At 42.6% G+C, this 21585-nt stretch carries 10 protein-coding genes; 2 read left to right on the top strand and 8 right to left on the bottom strand.

All coding sequences use genetic code 11. From position 1 onward, the window contains the following. Positions 1-8 precede the first annotated feature (8 nt). Genes BACINT_RS13170 through BACINT_RS13160 form a run of 3 tightly spaced genes read right to left on the bottom strand, consistent with a single transcriptional unit; the run spans position 9 to position 7872 of the window. Entirely contained in the window at positions 9-2825 is a 2817-nt protein-coding gene (locus BACINT_RS13170) for a SusC/RagA family TonB-linked outer membrane protein (protein WP_007663896.1), read from the bottom strand. A gap of 33 nt (positions 2826-2858) precedes the next feature. Next, on the bottom strand, positions 2859-4736 hold the full coding sequence (locus BACINT_RS13165) for a RagB/SusD family nutrient uptake outer membrane protein (protein ID WP_044155242.1): 1878 nt from the start codon (positions 4734-4736) through the stop codon (positions 2859-2861). A 16-nt stretch (positions 4737-4752) separates the two neighbouring features. Further along, positions 4753-7872 (bottom strand): SusC/RagA family TonB-linked outer membrane protein, encoded by a 3120-nt coding sequence (locus BACINT_RS13160; RefSeq protein WP_007663894.1) that lies wholly within the window; start codon positions 7870-7872, stop codon positions 4753-4755. Between the two features lie 570 nt (positions 7873-8442). Between BACINT_RS13160 and BACINT_RS13155 the strand changes: the two genes are divergently transcribed. Continuing rightward, positions 8443-11022: a glycosyl hydrolase 115 family protein gene (locus tag BACINT_RS13155; RefSeq protein ID WP_007663893.1), complete on the top strand. Its 2580-nt coding sequence runs from the start codon at positions 8443-8445 to the stop codon at positions 11020-11022. 70 nt (positions 11023-11092) lie between these two features. Here the strand turns inward: BACINT_RS13155 and BACINT_RS13150 are convergent, their stop codons facing one another. The 4 genes from BACINT_RS13150 to BACINT_RS13135 all read right to left on the bottom strand — a co-directional run bounded on the left by BACINT_RS13150 (position 11093) and on the right by BACINT_RS13135 (position 18468). Beyond that, positions 11093-15220: a hybrid sensor histidine kinase/response regulator transcription factor gene (locus tag BACINT_RS13150; RefSeq protein ID WP_044155036.1), complete on the bottom strand. Its 4128-nt coding sequence runs from the start codon at positions 15218-15220 to the stop codon at positions 11093-11095. Positions 15221-15435: 215 nt separating this feature from the next. After that, positions 15436-15993: an NADH peroxidase gene (locus BACINT_RS13145; protein ID WP_007215010.1), complete on the bottom strand. Its 558-nt coding sequence runs from the start codon at positions 15991-15993 to the stop codon at positions 15436-15438. A gap of 52 nt (positions 15994-16045) precedes the next feature. Continuing rightward, complete coding sequence (locus BACINT_RS13140) at positions 16046-16456, bottom strand: Fur family transcriptional regulator (RefSeq protein ID WP_007663890.1); 411 nt, start codon at positions 16454-16456, stop codon at positions 16046-16048. A 125-nt stretch (positions 16457-16581) separates the two neighbouring features. Continuing rightward, entirely contained in the window at positions 16582-18468 is a 1887-nt protein-coding gene (locus BACINT_RS13135) for a sensor histidine kinase (RefSeq protein ID WP_007663888.1), read from the bottom strand. A 137-nt stretch (positions 18469-18605) separates the two neighbouring features. On the opposite strand from BACINT_RS13135, the gene BACINT_RS13130 reads away from it, so the two are divergent. Next, a complete protein-coding gene (locus BACINT_RS13130) occupies positions 18606-20531 on the top strand; it encodes an NAD(+) synthase (RefSeq protein WP_007663886.1) in 1926 nt (641 codons plus the stop codon). Between the two features lie 210 nt (positions 20532-20741). Here the strand turns inward: BACINT_RS13130 and BACINT_RS13125 are convergent, their stop codons facing one another. Next, a complete protein-coding gene (locus BACINT_RS13125) occupies positions 20742-21575 on the bottom strand; it encodes a transporter substrate-binding domain-containing protein (protein WP_007663885.1) in 834 nt (277 codons plus the stop codon). Positions 21576-21585: the final 10 nt, after the last annotated feature.

The following is a 21585-nucleotide window of genomic DNA, read 5'->3' as shown; positions in this document are numbered from 1 at the left end:
CAATAAAATCAGAATGCAGCCTTGAAACCTGCATAGAAGTTACGGCATTGGGGAGAACCGGTACTCAGCTCCAGATGTTTTCGCTCTTTAGAGATGGTAAGCAGGTTGTTGCCTCCGCAATAAACACTTAAACCACGAATAAATGTTCCTTTGAAAGTATTTTCGGGGAAGTCATATGTTAACTGCGCTTGATTCAAGCGGAAATAGTTACGCTTGTACATCCAGAAAGTGGAGTTGCGGTAGTTATTGTCTCCATTGGTTGTTGTCAGGCGCGGGTAGGTGGCCACATCTTTGGTCTCCTCAGTCCAGCGACCCCATACTATTTCTGAAAACTTGCTTGTGCCGCGGTTCCAATAGTAAGAGCTACTTTTGTAGTCTATTGCTCCAGTCTGTCCCGATCCCATGGCAAACAATGAAAAATTCTTCCATTTTACGGTTAGGTTCAATCCGAAAGAGAAAGGAGGGGCGGCCCAACCATTCTTTCCTAATTCAATTTGGTCTTTGTTATCGATTACGCCATCCTCGTTGATGTCCTTATATTTCAGGTCACCGGGTTTTACCGTACCAAATGTCTGTCGGGCATGGTTATCGATGTCTGTCTGATCTTGGAAGAACCCTTCACATACATAGCCGTAAGAGGCATCAAGTGCGCGGCCTTTACGGAACTGATAATCTTCATCATAAAGTTCATCACGTCTTAGAGCTTCAGAAGAGTATACCATACCGTTGAATCCAAGTGTTACATTAAAGTCACCGAATTTTTTGTTGGCACTCAGCGAGAAATCAAAACCACTACGTCTGTCCTCGTTGTAATTGATCCAAGGCATGAAGGAGGAGTTGCTGCCTAAAGCGAAGTATGCAGGATGAATAAAAGATGCACCTTGAGTAAGCAGTCCCTTTGTATCTTGCTTGAAGTAGTTGGCGTTCAATCTTAGCAGGCGATTGAATAATGTTGCATCAATACCAGCACGGAATTCCTTGCGTGTAATGAAGTCTAGATTAGGATTGTCACCGCGTTTGGAAACCGGAGTCCAGCCGCCAGCAGTGCCATCATGCCATTGTACATAGTAACCTTCTTTGGAGAAAGTACCTTTATACAAGTAATAATTGGAGATGTCGAGATCTTGATGCAGTTTGGCATAAGAAGCGGTAACTTTCAAGTCATTTATGAAATCCACGTTTTCCATAAACTTCTCTTTGCTGATTCTCCATCCTAAAGTGACTGCCGGGGAGAAAGCGTTGCGTTTGCCTTCGGGTAACTTGGCTGAATGGATTACAGCACCGTTAAAGTCAATGTAATACTTGTGATTATAGTTATAAGATGCGCGTAAGCCTAAGTTTACATTGCTGGTGCGGTGATAATCACTGCTTTCATGGTTTTCATCGGCAGATTTCTGAGTCTGGTAACCCCAGCCCATAAATGTAGCCGCTACGTTGTGGAATTTTTCAAAAGTACGGGCATAGTCAAACTGTGCACTGAACGTCATTGTCTGGTCGTAGGTGGACTTGCCGATATATTCGTTCGGATCTTTTTTGTCTTCATTGTGTTTTTTCAATGCGACAATCATGTCTTTTCCGTTCACTTGAGCCCAGGTAGGTTCGTAAACAGCATAGGTTTCTTTGAAAGCTTCCGAATAGTAGGAAGTATAGTCTACGCTATAGGAAGTCTTAAATGTCAGACCTTTCAAAAGAGAGCCCAGATCAGCGGCAAGGCTGACATCGAACATAAACATGCGTGCCTTTTCCTTGACATATCCGGCAGCCAGAAGATCGGCAAAAGGATTGGTCATGTCGGACGATGTTCCTCCAAGCAGATATTTGCCGTCAATCAGGTGATTACTGTTGGCGATATATTCCTGTATTTGAGAGACATTGGTATCCATCATGTCAATGGGTAATAACGGAGCAAACCAGTTGGGACGCAAAGTGGATGCGACTCCCCAAAAGTTTCCGCGACCTGCATACTGATTCGTATAGACAATTGCTGCATTCGTAGTAGCCTTTAGCCATGAAGCAAGTGTCATATCCACGTTACCGCGCACATTGAAACGCATATTGTAGGCATTCTTTGATTCACCATATTTCAGCAAGTCGTTGCTATAATCCATACCGAAGTTCAGATAATAATGTGTGCGTTCATTACCTCCATATACTTCACCGGTCATGTCGGCGTTATAGTATGCCTTTCGCAAGTAATCCGAACTATAGAAGTCAATGTTCGGATACCGATAAGGATTGGCTCCCATGGCGGTGTTATAAATATCTGATGTATTGTATTTCTCCGATAAACCGTCATTGCGGCAAGCCTCGTTGTAAAGGGTCATGTAGCAGTCCGAATCCAAATATTTTGGATAAGACTTGGGAATATTGATACCTGCATTGCCCCGCACGTCGATATGCATCGGTTCATTTTTACCTCGTTTGGTGGTGATAAGAATAACGCCTTTTGCTGCGCGGCTACCATAAAGAACTACGGCGGCGGCATCTTTCATTACCGAAATATTCTCGACTTCCGAAGCGCGTACATTGCTTGCGCTGCGAGGTACTCCATCCACTAGGATAAGCGCTTCTTGTCCCCATATGCTGCCGGTGTATCCACCTATTAGGCTTTCCAGACCAACTAAGCTGCTGGAGCTATTTACCTTTTTAGTCAGTTCGGACGTGTTGACCGTAGAAATGGCATGTGTCAAATCTTTCTGGGCAACCGTACCGAAAGCCACATTCACCAGGCTATCTTTGTTTTCTTCTTGCGCCTGAATACTCCCTGCATGGAACAGAGACATAGCGAAAACAGTACAGCCAATATATATAAACTTTCTATTCATTTTTTTGCGTCATTATTAGTTAATACGTCAAGATTACCATCCGGGATTCTGGTAGAACCCTTCATACATGCTAACATCCTTTTTAGGGAGCGGATACCAATAGTGCCTGTCGGTATATTTACGCTCAATCAATACTACTTCACGCAAGTTTTTGATAGCATTTTCTTCCGGTGCGTCATAATTATAGTTATTAGGATCGGCACGGTCGAATTCAATCTTGGTCTTCAGTGTGTAAGGATATTGGGTGAGAAGCATCCAGCGGCGAAGGTCGGTAAAACGGAAACCTTCGAAGGACAGCTCTACGGCACGTTCGCGGCGTAATTCGCTCAGGAAGTCAGCGGTGCTGCCTAGAAACTTTTCGAGTACAGGAGCTACCCCTGCACGCTCGCGAATCTTGTTCAAAGCTTCTTCGGCTGTAAGTGAGTAAGTTGCGGCTTTGCCTTTCGGACTATTGTAGCCTACAGCTGTAGCTTCGGCATACATCAAATAAACGTCTGCCAGACGCATAAGGCTGAGAATCATAATGTTGTTTTCTTTGTAACCATCAAATGTGTTCATTAATTGCGGACAAAGTTTGCTATTCATATAAGCAGTGAAACAACCTTTCTTTTCGTTCGCCTCTTCGCTCTCCCGGCCTCCGGTGAACAATTCTGCCGTTCCACCTGCACCACCGGTATTTCTCCATTTCACACCATCGAACATAATGGTCTTGTAGAAACGCGGATCACGATTTTTCCAAGGATGTGTAGGGTCATAACCCGATTCTGCATCTGCTTTTGTCATATCATTAATCGGATAACCGTTCTGCATGCCATAGTAATTCACGTAGTTGGCTGTGGGATAGCTTTTGATACCCGAAGACTCAATGGATTGTGGTCGGAAATCATTAACCATATTCCAGCGCCAGCGAAAACTATAATCCTTGATATTCTCCATAAAGATGGATTCCTTTACTCCATTCAGTTTGCCGCTGGAGTTGTGTAAAAGGAAAATATCGTTGTATTCGGAAAAGTCAGCCAGTTCATAACGGTTGGTTGATTCGGTAAGGGCAAGTGCCTGTCCGAAAGCATCGGCAGCCCGTTTACACAACTCTGTGTTGTATTCCTTTGAACCTCCGGAAACCCAGTTCATCAACGGGCTTCCTGCCCAGAGTAGAGCCTTGCCTTTATAGGCCAAAGCCATAATACGATTGATGCGCATATTGTTCTTGCCTAATGTTGCTTTACCGGCGGTGGTTGCATCCCAGTCTACAGGAAGCAAGCTTGCTGCATGTTCAAAGTCAGCAACACATTTTTCCGCACACTCTTGCCAACTGAGACGAACCAATGTGGGGGTCACGTCCGAAGGTAACACTTCATCGATATAGGGCATACCACCCCACCATTCCATCAGCATAAAGTGAAACCATGCACGGAAGAAGTAAAGTTGTCCTTCTATGAGGTTGCGTTCTTCCTCGGTGGCACCTATCAGATTGTTAAGATTGGCGATGCCGATGTTGGCTTTACGGATAGCATACCAAGAGTTGGCCCATAAGTGACCTTTGTCAGTTCGGTTTCCTGAACCTGCGGCTCCTTGATTGTTCGGGTAACCATAGTAAGTAGTTGTCCAACCCCAAAAGTCACCGTTGTCTACACTGCGAGCTTGCATACGCAATTCCTGTGGTTCCCAATATTCTTCTTCACCATAGTTGAAGCAAGTATGTCCGGCATCTTTGTTATTGGAAACTACCGGGATGCAGTTATAAAGTTCTTCAGTGAAACCCTGGAAATTTTTAAAATTTTTGTAGGGGTCGTTTTCCTGATAGTCGCTTTCCGGTGCTTTGTCCAAATAGTCGGTACATGAGGTCATCCCCATTATGCCAGTCATTGTTATGGCTGACATCACAATTAGTTTGTTGATATATTTATTCATATTCATCTCTTCGTTATTATAAGGTTATATCGATACCAAGATTAAAGCGACGTACCGTTGGGTAGGCACCGTCCGAAGAGCCTGTACCGTAGTTGGCTTCACGGTCATCCGGCATGTCGGTCCACATATAGAGATTATCGCCGTTTAAGTAGAGACGGCAGGAATTGACGCCTATCTTCTTCAGCCAATTGTTCTTGAAAGTATAGGATACTTCAACATTCTTCAGGCGAAGGTAAGCACCGTCGTACCAGTAGCGTGTTCCGGTAGCGGCTGGGTCAACAGTAGTTCCCCAGCGTGGAGTGGGGAGGGTGGCATTACCTCCCGGTGTCCAGTATGCACCTTCTGCATATGCTACGTGGGCTGTGGAACGGAATGTCGGAAAATTAACTTCACGGGTCACATTGGTTACGCCATAGAATTGGGCGAAGCAACTGAATCCTTTCCATTCAAAACCGAGAGAGGCATTGTAGGTATTCTGTGGCGTGCTGGCATACTGATAAGGAGCACGGTCGTCAATATTAACTATGCCGTCGCCATTAAAGTCGATGATGTTGTAGTCACCCGGTAATTTCATATCATTTCCGGTTGTCCAAGTACTGCTGCCTATCACATCGTCCCAAGTGCCCAAATTACCATGGTCTATGTATGAATAGACTTGATTGATGGTATGTCCGACCCCTTTCTGATAAGCAGGCAGCAAAGGAGCGTCATCCCTGAACTTGATTTCATTGATGGCATGAGTCATACTGGTGTTTAACCAAGCACGCAAACCATTGTTGAAAATATGGTTCAATCGCAGTTCCAATTCGTAACCATGGCTATTGACTTTACCTAAATTAGCTTTAGGGGCTGTTGCACCGAAATAGGAAGGAATAGCACGGCTACCACCATCAACTATAATGTCTGTGCGGACATCGTTAAATATATCTACCGAACCTGCTATTAGTCCGTTGAAGAAAGCGTAATCCAAACCAATATTGCGTTTCTCTACTGTCTCCCAAGAAATATTCGGGTTACCCAGTGAAGAAGTTTTCCAGAAAGTATAAGGAGAATTGTCAGGATTGATGCTCCCCATAACAGTGTTACCTCCATTACTTAATTGATCCTTGTATAAAAAACGACCACCGACATTGTCGTCGCCAATACGTCCCCATGAACCTCGGATTTTCAACATGTCTATGAATTTAAGATTTTTCATGAATTTTTCTTCACTAATCATCCAACCGATTGAAAGAGAAGGGAAGAAAGCAAAACGATAATCCGGACCAAATTTTTCGGAACCATTATAAGCACCGTTTGCTTCAAAGAAATAACGCATGGCATAATTATAAGTCAAACGGAATACCCAGTCTTCTCGATAAATAGGGAACATACTGCCACGTGCCTCTTTTAATCGGCTGAAAAGACCGAGAGCGGTTACTTCGTGCTTCCCAAAAGTGCGGGCATAGTCTAATTGCATAGAGTAGTAAAGTTTGCGATAGGTGGATCCCATATTTGCACTACCTGATTGTTGTGACCAATAAATAGGGTTGATAACTTTGTCAAGCCCAGTACCTGTATCAGGATCAAATTTGTAAACATATTCACCAGTGTCGGAATTTACCCATAGGCGTTGTGCATCGTTATACATGTCATTGAGTCCACGGTTATTCTCTACAAATGTATAATCCATAGAAAAATTAGCCTTGAATCTAAGTCCTTTGGTCAACATAGTCAAATCTTGTTCCAGGATAAAGTCAGTAGTCATTTTAGTGGTAGTTCGTTTTTCTTTACCACCAACTGCTAAACTGTAGGCCGAGTTGGGCACATCGGCATCGCGTGGGGCATACCAACCCCACATGCCATTGGAATAGATGGGACGCATGGCATCGGGAGCGGACTTATAAGCTGAGTTCCAGAAACCGGTGTCGTTGTCTCCCATATTCCAAGGTAGCTGGCGTTGTGCATTCGATCCGAACAAGTTAGTAGAGAATTTGGTGGTTTTAGTCAAATGGAAATCCAGGTTGCTGCGCACATTGATGCGGTTATAGCCGAAGCCGGAGTTGTAGCCACGTCCGTTTTCGAAGCTTTTGAATAAGTCTCCTTCATTCACGAAATCCACAGCTGCAAAGTAATTCACTACTTTTGTACCGCCCGATACGTTGACACTGGTATTGTAGGACATGGCTACTTTTTTGAAGAGTTCCTTCTCCCAATCTACGTTGGGATAGCGATCCCACTCTTCAGCGTTGGCCGGATGACGATACTTGTCAATGATGGCTGCCGGTGTATAGTTGGCCCATCCGGCAGGATTGAGAGCAGCTTCGCGCTCAATGGAATTATTCATTAGATAAAATGTATCGTAAGCGTCATATTTTTCAGGGAGCTTCGATACTACTTTAGCCGTCATATTAGCCTTGATCTGTACATTGGCCTTTCCTTCCTTACCACGTTTGGTAGTAATGAGAATTACACCATTAGCACCTTTCACACCATAAACGGCAGTGGCTGATGCATCCTTTAATACCGAAATGTTTTCCACGGAGGAGATATCTACAGAACTCATTTCACGCTCGATACCGTCTACCAACACCAAGGGTTCACTGTTGTTCCATGAACTCTGTGTGCGGATAATGATTTTGGGGTCTTCTGCACCGGGCATACCGGTAGAACTGGAAGTGATTACACCAGGAAGATTACCCGTTAAGGCGGCTCCTAAATTATTTACTCCGGCTCGTTCAAGCGTCTTTCCGGAAGTCTGTGTGATAGCTCCCACTACCGATGCTTTTTTTTGCTGTCCATAACCTACTACGACTACTTCGTCCAGTAGCTGTGTGTCATCTTTCAGAATCACTCTGATTATTCCTTTGGTAGCCTTTACTTCCTGTGCCTCCATACCTACAAATGAAACAACAAGAACAGATTTCTCATTGGGCACAGTCAACACAAAATAGCCGTCTATATCTGAGATCGTACCTATTGAATTATTACCTTTTACAACTACCGAGGCTCCAATAATAGTCTCTCCATTGTCGTCTAAGACTGTTCCTTTCACTGTGATTCCTTGTTGTGCCGAAGCTGTCAGACAGCTGAAAAGCATCAAAAGAAACAAGTAAGGAATCCTTTGAATTTTCTTTTTTACATTTTTCATTACCATTAGTTTAAGATAGTTAATAACTATGTTTTCTCTGATGTCATAAAGTGAGGTTAACTATTGTCATACATACTTTTCATAACTTTGTTCGTTTTTAAGATTAATAAATAATGATAAGAACCTTTTTAATTTCTAAAGCAAAAGTATAAAATATAATAATAGTAATAAATATGTTGCTATTGCAGAAAGATTAACTGATGTTGCATTCTGTATTAGGGGTGTATCATGGACTTTAACTGATGTAACACAGCCTTATTCTTTTAACTCGTAATATGTATGAAAGTATCTGTAACTGTGATCTTTGGCAGGCTTTCGGAAGGTGTGTACCTTTACAGTATTATTAATCTAACCCGTTGGCGGAATTAATGGTTTATTTCCTATACCCTAATAGAGACCAAGATCGGGGTTGGACAGTACTTGGCCCGTACCAACTCCGTAGTAAATTCGGTTAGAAGTACCTCTATCCGGAGATGGTACGGAGCAAATAGGTATTTGAACCCTTTTTGGTACGGCTCTGGCAGGATGCCGGACAGCTTCTAATTCCGCAAACGGGTTAATCTAATTTATTTCTATATGATGAAAATGTCATTAAAAACATGGATTGTCTGCCTGCAATTTTGCTTCACTGTGGTTTCGACCTTGCAAGCGGCGGATAAGTTTGTCTCTTTCATTCGGGAAGAAGGTACGTTGGAGCTTGTAACATCTCAACAAAGGAGTTTCAGTATTTTATGTGCTGATGAGGAGCATAAAGGAGTATTAACGGCTGTGCATAATTTGCAGGAGGATTTTTATAACGTGGCCGATATACGTCCTGCATTAGTGACCGATACAAAACGGGAGGGAAATACGGATGGGCAAAATGTACGTATTCTTATTGGCTCTTTTGATGAATCTCCATTCATAAAACATTTGGTGAAATCAAAGAAACTGGATGCCCGCGAATTGAAAGGCAAGAATGAGAAGTTTATAATTACCACAGTGAAAGATCCGATAGAAGGATTTCCGGGTGAAGTGTTGTTGATTGCCGGTAGTGATAAGCGTGGAACTATCTATGGCATTTATGAGTTATCCCGTCAGATAGGGGTGTCTCCTTGGTATTGGTGGGCGGATGTTCCGGCGGAACGGCATGAGGAACTCTATATAAAGAAAGGTGTATATACTGATGGAGAACCGGCAGTGAAGTATCGCGGTATTTTTATTAATGATGAGTGGCCTTGCATGGGAAGTTGGACTACGGAACGTTATGGTGGCTTCAATAGTAAAATGTACGTGCATGTGTATGAGTTGCTGCTCCGTCTGAAAGCCAACTTCCTATGGCCTGCAATGTGGAGTGCTGCTTTCTATGCGGATGATCCCATGAACAGTCCATTGGCTGATGAGATGGGAATCATAATCGGTACTTCACACCATGAGCCTATGGCGCGTAACCATCAGGAGTATGCTCGCAATCGTAAAGTGTATGGAGCTTGGAATTATCAGACAAACAAAGATGGCATCGGCCGCTTTTTCCGTGAAGGCATAGAGCGTATGCGGGGTAAAGAAGAAGTGGTGACCATTGCTATGCGTGGTGATGGTGATGCGCCGATGGGAGCTGATACGGATACGAGATTGTTGGAAAATATAGTGAAAGAACAGCGCAGCATCATAGCCAAAGTCACGGGAAAACCTGCTTCTAAGACTCCACAATTATGGGCACTTTATAGTGAGGTGCTGGAATATTACGATCAAGGTATGCAGATACCGGATGATGTAATGATTCTGTTATGTGATGACAATTGGGGAGATGTTCGTCGTCTGCCCGCCCCGGGGGCTAAACGTCATCCCGGTGGTTATGGTATGTACTATCATGTGGATTTGCATGGTGCCCCGCGTGCTTACCAGTGGTTGAATATGACTCAAATCCAGCATATGTGGGAACAGCTTTATCTGACGTATGCTTATGGTGTGGATAAGATGTGGATATTGAATGTAGGTGATTTGAAACCGAATGAGTTTCCTACGGATTTCTTCTTGAAAATGGCATGGAATCCTGATGCTTTTAATGCGGGTAACCTGATGGATTATACAAGAAAATTTTGTAGCCAGCAATTTGGTAATGAATATGCTGACGAAGCAGCTCGGATTTTAAATCTTTATTGTAAGTATTGCGCCCGTGTGACGGCGGAGATGCTGGATCACGAAACCTATAATTTGCAAAGTGGTGAATTTAAAGCTGTGGCCGATGAGTTTCTGGCATTGGAAGCACATGCAGTCCGTCAGTTTGCTTTGCTGCCGGAGAATAGGCGCGATGCTTATAAGGAACTGGTATTGTTTCCTGTGCAGGCTATGGCTAATCTTTATGAAATGTACTATGCTACCGCCATGAACCGGCAGTTGGTTGCTGAAAATGATGTGCGTGCCAATGCTTGGGCGGATCGTGTGGAGTATTGCTTTCGGAGAGATGCGGAGCTATGCACCGATTATAATAATAATATTGCCGATGGCAAATGGAAACACATGATGGATCAGACCCATATAGGCTATACTTCATGGGATGAACCGAAAGGAGGAAATATAATGCCGAAAGTAACCCGTGTGGATATTTCCCGGAACGGAAGTATCGCAATGGGTGGTTATGAATATGAAGAGAACAGTGGTGTAGTGGTAATGGAAGCGGAACGTTTTGCTACATCTATGCAGGAGCCGGGTACGCAATGGACTGTTATACCGGACTTGGGACGTACACTCTCCGGACTTTCACTGATGCCATATACCAAACCGGTATCCGGTGCTTCATTGACCTATCAAATTCGATTAAAGTCTGACTTGTCCGGTGTGCGTGTACGCCTGATATTGGATAGTACCCTACCTTTTATTAAAGGAGGGCATAGTTATGCCATTCGTTTAGATGACGGTAAAGAACAAATCGTGAATTACAATTCAGACCTGACTTGGGCTAACTGTTATTCAAAAATGTATCCTGCGGGAGCGGCACGGGTGATAGAGTCAAAAGTAACTTTTCCTGATGTCACTCTGGAGGCCGGGGTACATACTCTGACCATTCGCCCTCTCAGTCCGGCGATAGTATTGCATAAGATTATAGTAGATTGCGGAGGTGATATGCCCGGTAGGCTTAACCTAACGGAAAGCCCTCGGACAAGAACTTTAAAATAGTTATGTAAAAGATGCTATCTTTTTTATCAAAAGTAGGCATTTCTTGTTGCAAAAGTTGGCATCTTTCATATCAAAAGATGCCATCTTTCGTTTTATCCTGCCCTATATGGCGTTCCATATACTCTGATGGTGACATGCCATACATTTCGCGGAATGCCGTAGCGAAGTAAGTGGGATGCGCAAAACCGGTTAATGTAGCTACTTCTGTTATATTATGACGTTTGCCGGCCAACAAGGAGGCTGCCTGCTTCAGACGTAAGTTACGAATGAGTTGTTGTGTAGTCTGATTCGTGAGTCCTTTGAGTTTGCGATGTAGATGTACACGGCTGATACCTACTTCCGTACTGATCATTTCAACGGTTAATGCCGGATTGCTTAAATTCTCATTGATAACGCGCATGACACGTTCCATAAGCCGGTCATCGGGAGATTTTACTTCTGGGATTGAGATTTGTTCCTCTTGATTCTGACGGCCGCTGAAGGCATTACGCAATTGTTCCCGGCGGCGGATGATGTTTAGGACAGTTTTTCTTAGCAATTCAATGCTGAACGGTTTCATCAGATAAGCATCAGCACCGGTATCCAACCCTTCCAGATTATCCTCCTCGCTGGTACGGGCGGTAAGCAGGATGATGGGTAGATAGTTGATGTTCACATTCTGCCGTATCTTGCGGCAGAGTGTCAGCCCATCCATTTCAGGCATCATCACGTCGCTGATTATCAGATCAGGCGTATGGTATAATATCGATGCCAATGCTTCTTTTCCGTTACAGCATTCGGTCATGTAGAAATCATTGCCCAGTTCACGGCAAATGTAGTGGCGAATCTCTTCATCGTCTTCTACTACAAGCACATGGCGGCGACTGCGGGCACGGGCTTTGTCGTTGGCTTCTTCATCGTTGTCATAAAGCAGTGGGGAAGCTATGCTGGCCGGTTCTGTAGCCGGAATATTTATTATGGCGTCGGGGGTCGTTGTCTCTTCTATTTCTTCCTTTTTCAAGTGTCCGTTTCCCAGCGGTAGCCGTATGATAAACCGGGAACCCGGTTTTCCTTCGCCATTGTCTTCCACATGAATATTTCCGTGATGCAGTTCCACTAAAGAGTGCGTGAGATGAAGTCCGATACCTGTTCCTACATTTGAGTTGTTCTGGCTGTTGCGTATCTGGTAGAATCGTTCGAATATGTGTTCCCGTTCAGTGGAAGCAATACCGATACCGCTGTCCGTAACAGTGAGTTCGACGTATCGACGCAGAGGTGCATTGGGGGGAAGGCTGGTATCCTCACCCGTGTTGAGGCTGATTTCCACTTGCCCGTTTTCAGGAGTGAATTTGCATGCATTCGACAGTAGGTTCAGGATGATCTTGTCAAAATTCTTAGGATCTATCCACATTTCTATTTCAGGAGCAGAGGTGTGGAATTTTAAATCGAGTTTCTTGATCCTTGTCTGTTGCTCAAAGGTTTCTAACAGGTTGCGGGTAAAACTAACAATTTCAGCCTTTTTAAATATGAGGGACATCTGTCCTTTGTCTATTTTTCGGATATCCATTAATTGGTTTACCAATTGCAGGATGCGTTCGGCATTCCGTTGTATAGTATTGTAGAGCTTTCTACATTCTGCATCCTTATCTTTTGCCATCAGTTGTTGCAATGGACTGATGATAAGCGACATTGGAGTTCGTATTTCGTGGGAAATATTAATGAAGAACTGTAGTTTTGCTTCGTTAATTTGTTCGGAATGAATGTGTTGCAACATCTTTTGATGCATGCGGTAACGATGGTACACTTGCATCACAATGAATCCGATGATTGATAGTGTCAATAAGACGTATATTAATTTGGCCCAACCTGATGCCCACCATACCGGATCTATCTGGATGATGATTTCTTTCTCTTCCGAGTAGGCTGTATAGTTTTTGGCTTTCATCCTGAAGTGATAAGTACCCGGTGCCAGATCACTGAAAGAAACTCTGTTGACGCCCGGTGCTAAAGCCACCCAAGTGACTCCATTCATGGAATAAAAATAGGTGATCCGTTCCGGATTATAAAATTCCATAGCTGAGAATTCGATGCTGAACGAGTTGTCTCTATGACATAAATGGAATCGGCTGGCTTCTTGTACTGCTGTTTCTATAACTTCGTGGTTACCGGAACGCGTGCCTTTCTTAACAGCTTTGTTATGGATGTAGAAGTCGGCAATTCTAACCTCGGGCTTTTTGACTTCTGTAGTGATTTCTGCTGGTCGGAAAAAGGTGATGCCATTGATACCTCCAAAGATGAGATATCCATCTTCATCTGTACAGGCAGCATTTTTGCTGAATTCATTTCCTTGTAATCCATTTCCTGCATAGTAATTGATAAAGGTACCTGTTTCCGGATCCATGTTTGTGATACCGTAATTGGTGCTTATCCATAATCCATGTTGTTTGTTGCCTTGAATGGCACAAATGGTATTGTTGGGCAATCCATCGTGTGTAGTATACGTTTTGGAGTTTCCGCTTTTCTCGTCTATATGAATGAGTCCCTTGGTGGTGCCTGCCCAAATGTCGCCTTGTTCATCTTCGAAGAGGGTCAGTATGATACTGCCACTGAATATTCTATTTTTTCCATAGGTCGAGGCGAAATTCATAGTGGGTACGTCCAGACATCCTAAGCCATCGTATGTGCCGATATATAACTTATTGTTGCGGGTATACAGTAAGGAGGCTACCCAGCGGTTGTGGAGTACATTGTAATTCTCCTGATATTCTTTTCCGCTTTCAAAAGTATCGCATCTGTTGACTTTTCCGGTTTTTAGGTCTATGTAAAACACCCCTCCGCCCATGACGGCTACCCATAATCGTTCTCCATTCTTGTCTGATGTCAGATACGATATATTTTTCACTTCATTTTGATGATGGTCCTGTAATTTATAGTATCGGCACAGGCCAGTTTTGGGATCCATCTCTGCCAGTCCTTCCAAAGGCGAAGCCAGCCACAATCTGCCGTCTGCTGTCTGGTGGATATGGTGGATTGTGGACGGCACAGAATTGGAGTTTTTTTTGTGCTCAAAGTGCAGGGAAGGTTTATTCTTTCCTTTTATACCATATATACCGTCATTTGCAGTTCCGAGCCATAAAGTTCCTTCACTGTCTTTACATATTGCTTTTATGCTGTTAGAACCGATCTTATTGGTTGTTGCAGACTTGTAGCCCATGTATTTGAATTGATTTGTTGTAGCCGGGAGAAGTATTACTCCTTTACCATTGATACCCAGCCATAAGTTGCCTGCCTTGTCTTTTGTGATGGCATGTACATCGGCTTTGCTGAAATCGAAAGTACTGAAACTGAACTCGCTTTCCTTTATCTTCTGTGTGTGTATGTCATATACTTTAATGCCGTAACCTATGGTTCCGATATAGATTTTTCCTTGTCCGGCAGCATATATTGTATTGATGGGCAGGTCGGGAAGTATCGGGCAGGAGATAGGGGTAAAAGTATCTTTCTGCTGGTTGTAGATGAATATTCCTTTATTTATGTTACTGGCATAGATATTTCCTTTTTCATCCAGACAAATAGAAGTGACAATATTCCAAGCATTCTCTTTTCCGATGAAATAGTGATGGGCTTGGCCTGATCCGTCAACACGGTATAATCCCTTGCCTTCTGTAGAAACCCATAGGTTTTCGTTGTGGTCTTCGAATAGATATGTTATGAAAAAGCTGGGAACCGGTAGTTGTGCCTCTTTGATAAGAGGTTCTGTTTCTCCTAATGTTAAAGAGTAAATGCCATGACCGGAAGTACCTATTAATAACTCTCCATTTTTTCGCTCTAGGATCGTACTGATATGTGCGCTCATGTTTATTCCTGTTTGGTATAGGATAGGGATTTCTTTAAAGAGGTCTGTTGCCGGGTCGTAAAGTTGTAGTCCGCGTTGTGTGCCTACCAGGAAGTTCCCTTTGCTGTCTTCGAAAAGTATCCGTACATTGTTATCCACTAATGAACTGTCATTTTCTTCTTTATGTTTGTACACGCTGAACTTGGCACCATCGTAGCGATTAAGTCCGTCTTCGGTGGCTATCCAGACAACTCCGTCTTTGGCTTGATATATTTGATTGATATTGCTGTTTGATAATTCACGGTCTACTGTAAATAGTTTCTCTGATTGACCGTATCCGTATGCTGCAAAGAAGAGAAATAAGATGGGTAATAGTGTTTTCATGATTACGTTGGGGTTAGCAATTGTGATACAAAAGTAATTGAAAACAGATATTCTCGCAAACATAATATGGAGGAAAAAACCTTTATAAAGGGGGATGTAACGTATAGCAAAAGATATGTTACATTTCGTGGGATAACTTGAGAGGGGATGGATTGTATTATAGCAAAAGAGGTTACCAAAATGGCAACCTCTTTCCCTAAAAATACTAAGAAGGATTATTTCTTGAAGTAACGGTTGTAAAGTCCTTCGAAACCTTTACCGTGGCGAGCTTCATCTTTAGCCATTTCATGAACAGTGTCATGGATAGCATCCAGATTCAAAGCTTTTGCGCGAGTAGCAATACGCTTCTTGTCTTCGCAAGCACCAGATTCGGCATTCATTCTCTTTTCAAGGTTAGTTTTGGTATCCCATACACAGTCGCCCAACAGTTCTGCGAATTTAGAAGCGTGTTCTGCTTCTTCCCAAGCATAACGTTTGAAAGCTTCAGCTACTTCGGGGTAACCTTCGCGGTCAGCCTGACGGCTCATAGCCAAGTACATACCAACTTCTGTACATTCGCCCATGAAGTGATTATTCAGGTCTTTGATCATTTCGTCATCACAACCTTTAGCTACACCGATTACATGTTCGTCAGCAAAAGAAAGAGGACCATCTTCTGTAGTTTCTACAACTTCTACGAATTTGCTTGCAGGAGCTTTACACAACGGGCATTTCTCAGGAGCGGCATCACCTTCATATACGTAACCGCATACAGTACATCTAAATTTTTTCATTTTCTTTTTGATTTAATTGAATTAGTTATTCGTTTGTTCTTATAATAAAACGTTAGTCTTCTTTACATTGTTTACAGATTCCTTTGTAATAATAGTGGATTTCCTGCACTTCGTGTCCATCCATATTTGTATCTACCACTTGTCTTACAGTGTCATTACACGCCAGATCATAAACTTTACCACAGCGTTTGCACAGGAAATGTGCATGTGGAGTAGTGTCGGCATCATAACATGTGTTACGCTCATCAATGGTCAGCGTCTGTGCAGCTCCTTGCTCGCTCAAAATTTTCAGCGTGTTGTAAACTGTCGTTTTTGAAAGCGTTGGTATAGTAGGAGACAGTGCTGTATAAATCTCGTCTACCGTTGGATGCGTGCGGTGCTCCATAAGATATTTCATGATGGCAATGCGCTGCACCGAAGGTTTGATATTATGCCCTTGCAATCGTTCTACTACTATTTCCATATTTTCTTAATTCAAACTTGTAATAATTACATTTTTATTTCGCTTGCAAAGATAAAGACTTCTTTGAATTTTCCAAAAGATTTCTAATCTTTTTTGTTGTCTTGTTGTTAATAGTAGTTCTATTTTTAATTAACGGGTTGGTAAGGGAACTCTATCCAGAACTCGGAACCTTTATTCACTTCAGAATGTATTCCGACAGTGGCATTCATCTTTTCTGCTATCATTTGGCAGATAGACAAGCCGAGTCCTGTGCCTTGCTTGAAGTTGTCCAGCTTTACAAAACGCTGAAAAATGGTTTGTTGTTTATCGGGGGAAATACCACAACCTGTATCCCGTACATAGAAACGGATTTTTTCGTTTTTGGGAGGATAATAACCAATGGTAATGCTTCCTTGATTGGTGTATTTGATAGCATTGGAGAAGTAATTTCCAAGTACTTGCATCAGACGGTTCTTTTCAGTATGGATATAGCATTTCTTCATACTGAATTCTGTTACACATTTCACGTTTGCCGGCATCCTGAAACGGAAAGTATCCTCAAGTTTACGGATACAGCTGTTTACGTCTACATCGGTGTAGCAGAAGTCCAGTAAACCGGCTTCTATTCTTGACAAATCGAGGATGTCGTTTATGAGTTGTAATAACAGGTAATTGTTATCTTCTATAATTCTGATGTATTCATGATTTTCCGGTGTGTCTGTTGTCTCAGCAAGAATGCTGGAAAAACCAACAATTGCATTGAGCGGAGTACGTATCTCATGACTCATGTTGGCAAGAAAAGCAGACTTTAACCGGTCGGATTCTTCGGCACGTTCCTTAGCTTGAATGAGTTCCTTTTTATGTCTTTGGGAATGGATATGGTAGAAAATATACAGAGCGATGAGTAGGGCTATGAATAAGCCTGTCATCCAGATATAAGTTTTATATTGTTGGTAGAAAGTAGGAGGCTGAAAGAAATAAACTGCATCTTTCGGATATAAGTTTTCGGGAATTTTACACCACTTCAGATCGGCGAAATTGAGATAAGTTTGTGGAATTCCACCATTTTGATAAGGAATGGAAGAGGCGGCTTCGCCTGATAAAATACGCCCGATTAAAGACATTACTGTGTTCGTGAAATCATGGATGGAGATATAATGCCCGCCTACATATAAGTTTTCTTGAAGGTTTAAATCGGCTAATGTGAATACCGGAACTTCCAGGAAGCTGGGAAGTATTTTTTTAAGGTGGTCCGATAGATAATAATTCTTATTGCTTCCATATTGTCGGAGCCAGGCATAATAGATGACCCCGGTCGTTTTTTTGTAGCTGGTAAGTGTGTCCAGTAATTCTTCAGTGCTTATTTGTTCAGAGGATAAAAGCTCCAGTTGCAGATTTGGAAAATCTTTTTGCATCACCTCTTTTATTGCCTGACGAGTAACAACGCTGATATAGCGATTATCGGAAATGAAAGCGATTCGTTTGACTTCCGGTTGAAGTTGCCGGATGAGTTCAAGAGTTTGCTTGATGTAATATGGCTGTTCCAGTACAGTGATATTGTAGTTTTTATTGAATTCCTCAATGGGAATACTGTTTTCTTCTGTGAGAGGAATCTTACTTAATAATGTTTGCAGGTCGGCTGGAACCCTTTTGCGGGAATAACAAAGAATAACAGGGATGTCTTTCCAGGGGCCATCGAAAATAGGTGCGCTGACCAACCATCCCGGGTCGCCAACAATTATGACTGCTTTTGGTGGAGTAGGATATGTCTGTAATATATTAGCTTGAGCTTGTCTGACCTCTTCTTCGCTTTTTAATACCGGGACCGTGAGAAAATAATTGTGTAGCTCTATGTTTTTATTATAGGGAAAACGTTTTTGGATTTCATTCAGAAAACCATGTATCCAAGCTTCTTCGGCATTGACGGAGCTAAGGAATAACACGTATTCTTTTTCTTTAGCAGAAACGGAAAGGCATTCGACTAATAATATTAGTGAAAGTAGCCATTTATGGAGTGAACTATGGAGCTTCATGAGTTTTGTATAACGTGCTTTAAAATGTGGCTAAAAGTACAAATAATCCGGGATATACGAAGTGAAAGAAATGATTATTTTGTGTTTGTGGATAAATAACTGTATTTTTGCCGTCAAATTTTATAAATGACATCCTTATGAATTACGGATATGTAAAGGTAGCGGCGGCTGTGCCCCGTGTGAAGGTGGCGGACTGCAAGTTCAATGCCGGAGAAATAGAAAAGGAGATAATCATAGCTGAAGGAAAAGGTGTGCAAATCATAGCCTTTCCGGAACTGTGTGTCACAGGATATACATGCGGCGATCTGTTTGCTCAGCAACTGCTGCTTGAAGAAGCAGAAATGGGGCTGATACATATTATAAGTAATACACGACAGCTGGACATAATAGCTATACTTGGTATGCCGATAGCGATGAATGGTGTATTGCTGAATGCAGCCGTCGTAATTCAGAAAGGAAAAGTGCTGGGTGTGGTACCTAAGACTTATCTTCCTAATTACAAGGAATTTTACGAGAAACGCTGGTTTACATCTGCTGTTGATGTAAGTGAGACTAGTGTACGCCTTTGCGGCCAACTGGTTCCCATGGGAGCCAATTTACTGTTTGAGATGGCAGATACGACATTCGGCATTGAAATCTGTGAAGATCTGTGGGCACCTATTCCGCCCAGTTCCTCACTGGCATTGCAAGGTGCTGAGATACTGTTTAATCTTTCTGCTGATAATGAAGGAATTGGAAAGCATAATTATTTGCGCTCTCTGATTAGTCAGCAATCGGCACGTTGTATTGCCGGTTATGTATTCTGTTCGTGTGGCTTCGGAGAATCCACTACTGACGTAGTGTTTGCCGGAAACGGTTTGATTTATGAAAATGGCAGCTTAATAGAATATAGTAAACGCTTCTCTTTTGAGGGGCAAGTTGTTATCGGTGAGATTGATGTGGAACATTTGCGTATAGAAAGGCGTGTAAACACAACGTTTGCTGCCTGTCGGGCACATTGTGCACCGGAGGAAGCAGTACGTGTTTCTACGGAATATGTGAATAGTAAAGAACTGAACCTGACGCGACGTTTCGATCCGCATCCGTTTGTACCGCAAGGAACTGCTTTGAATGAGCGTTGTGAAGAAATATTTTCGATACAGGTTTCTGGTCTGGCACAACGTCTGGTGCATACGCGCGCTAAAAGTGCGGTGGTTGGTATTTCCGGTGGATTGGATTCTACCTTGGCACTGCTGGTATGTGTAAAGACCTTTGATAAATTGGGATGGTCCCGCAAAGACATTATAGGTGTGACGATGCCGGGTTTTGGCACCACTGACCGTACGCATACAAATGCGGTGGATTTAATGAACTCTTTGGGGATTACCGTGCGTGAGGTCAGCATCAAAGAAGCTTGTATTCAGCATTTCAAAGATATAGATCACGACATCAATGTACACGATGTGGTCTATGAAAATGCCCAGGCTCGCGAGCGCACACAGATATTAATGGATATTGCCAACCAGACTTGGGGAATGGTGATAGGTACGGGTGATCTTTCAGAATTAGCGCTGGGATGGGCAACTTATAATGGCGACCATATGTCCATGTATGGTGTGAATGGAAGTGTTCCTAAGACATTGGTCAAGCATTTGGTGAAGTGGGTGGCTGAGAATGATATGGATGCAGCTTCTCGTGCAACGCTACTGGACATTGTCGATACTCCGATAAGTCCGGAACTTATTCCGGCAGATGAAAATGGGAATATCAAACAAATCACGGAAGACTTGGTTGGTCCGTATGAATTGCATGATTTTTTCTTGTACTATTTCCTGCGTTGTGGTTTCCGCCCTTCCAAGATATTTTTTCTTGCAGCGCGTACGTTTAAGGATATGTATGATGAAGAGACCATTAAGAAGTGGTTGCAAGTATTCTTCCGCCGTTTCTTCAATCAGCAATTCAAACGCTCTTGTTTGCCGGACGGACCTAAGGTAGGTAGCATTTCTATCAGTCCACGTGGTGACTGGCGTATGCCGAGTGATGCATCATCAGAAATGTGGTTGAGGGAAGTGGAAAGTTTGTAGTGATGATATAATTTATTGATTATCAATAAATAGCATTTACATGTAATTTACCCCATAATGTAAAAGCATTTACCGCAGGATGTAACGACCTTTACCGCCTATTGTAACGGCTTTTACCTCGGCATGTAACGGCCTTTACCTCGGCATGTAACGATCTTTACTTCAGCATGTAAATGGAGTTACCGTGTGGAGTATACAATAAAGGAGTTATTATCTGCTGGAAGGCTGGTAATATTTACGGTAGATCGATTGAAATTCCTTGCTGTTGCAGAAGGTTTGTAACCATGAATTAAGACTGTCTAATAAAACAGGCGACTGTTTGCTGACTCCCCAAGAATAGAATTGTGTGAAACTGATATCTGTATTGATATCTATTTGCGGAAAACTATCTGAAACGATACGGGCAATACTTTCATCGCATACGGCATAGTCAATGTCACCATGGGCTACAAGAGCTATCAATTGTTCCGAACCGTATTTGTCTATTTCCTTAATATATATGGTATCTCCAATCTCGTTTCCCAGATTATGGATACGCAGGATGGATGGTGATCCTTTCACTACGTGCAAGGTTTTTCCAGCTAAGTCCAATTGACTTTTAACGAATATGGAATCAGTGGGGGAAGTAGCTTTTCTTTGTACGAGAATCTGTTTGTTCAGCACAATCGGAGTCGTAAGTAATAAGGAATCTTTCAATTCACTGGTAGCCAGAATGCCGTAAGCAATGACATCAAACTCTCCATCTGCCAGTCCTTTGAGTCGTTTATCGAAACTCATTTCCGGAGTGATAGCAGCTTTCCAGCCATGATCACGTGCAAAAGCTTCTATTAATTCATAGTGGAAACCGGATAAGGTATCTCCATCTACGTAAAAGCTGATGGAATTATACTCCGTAGCAGCGCGGATAATTTTCTCTGTAGCTATTTCTGCATAATCACGAGGATGTCCATGCTTCTTCTCTTTCTTTAAAAAGAAAGTAGTAATACAAGCAGCTATGATCCCCATTGCTACATATTTCAGAATATTGGCTTTCGATATTTTCATAAGGAAAGAG

It is taken from the genome of Bacteroides intestinalis DSM 17393 (assembly GCF_000172175.1).
In the GTDB taxonomy this organism is placed as follows: Bacteria; Bacteroidota; Bacteroidia; order Bacteroidales; family Bacteroidaceae; genus Bacteroides; species Bacteroides intestinalis.
Note: the sequence above shows the minus strand (reverse complement) of the source record. Positions and strands in the feature narration are given on the sequence as shown.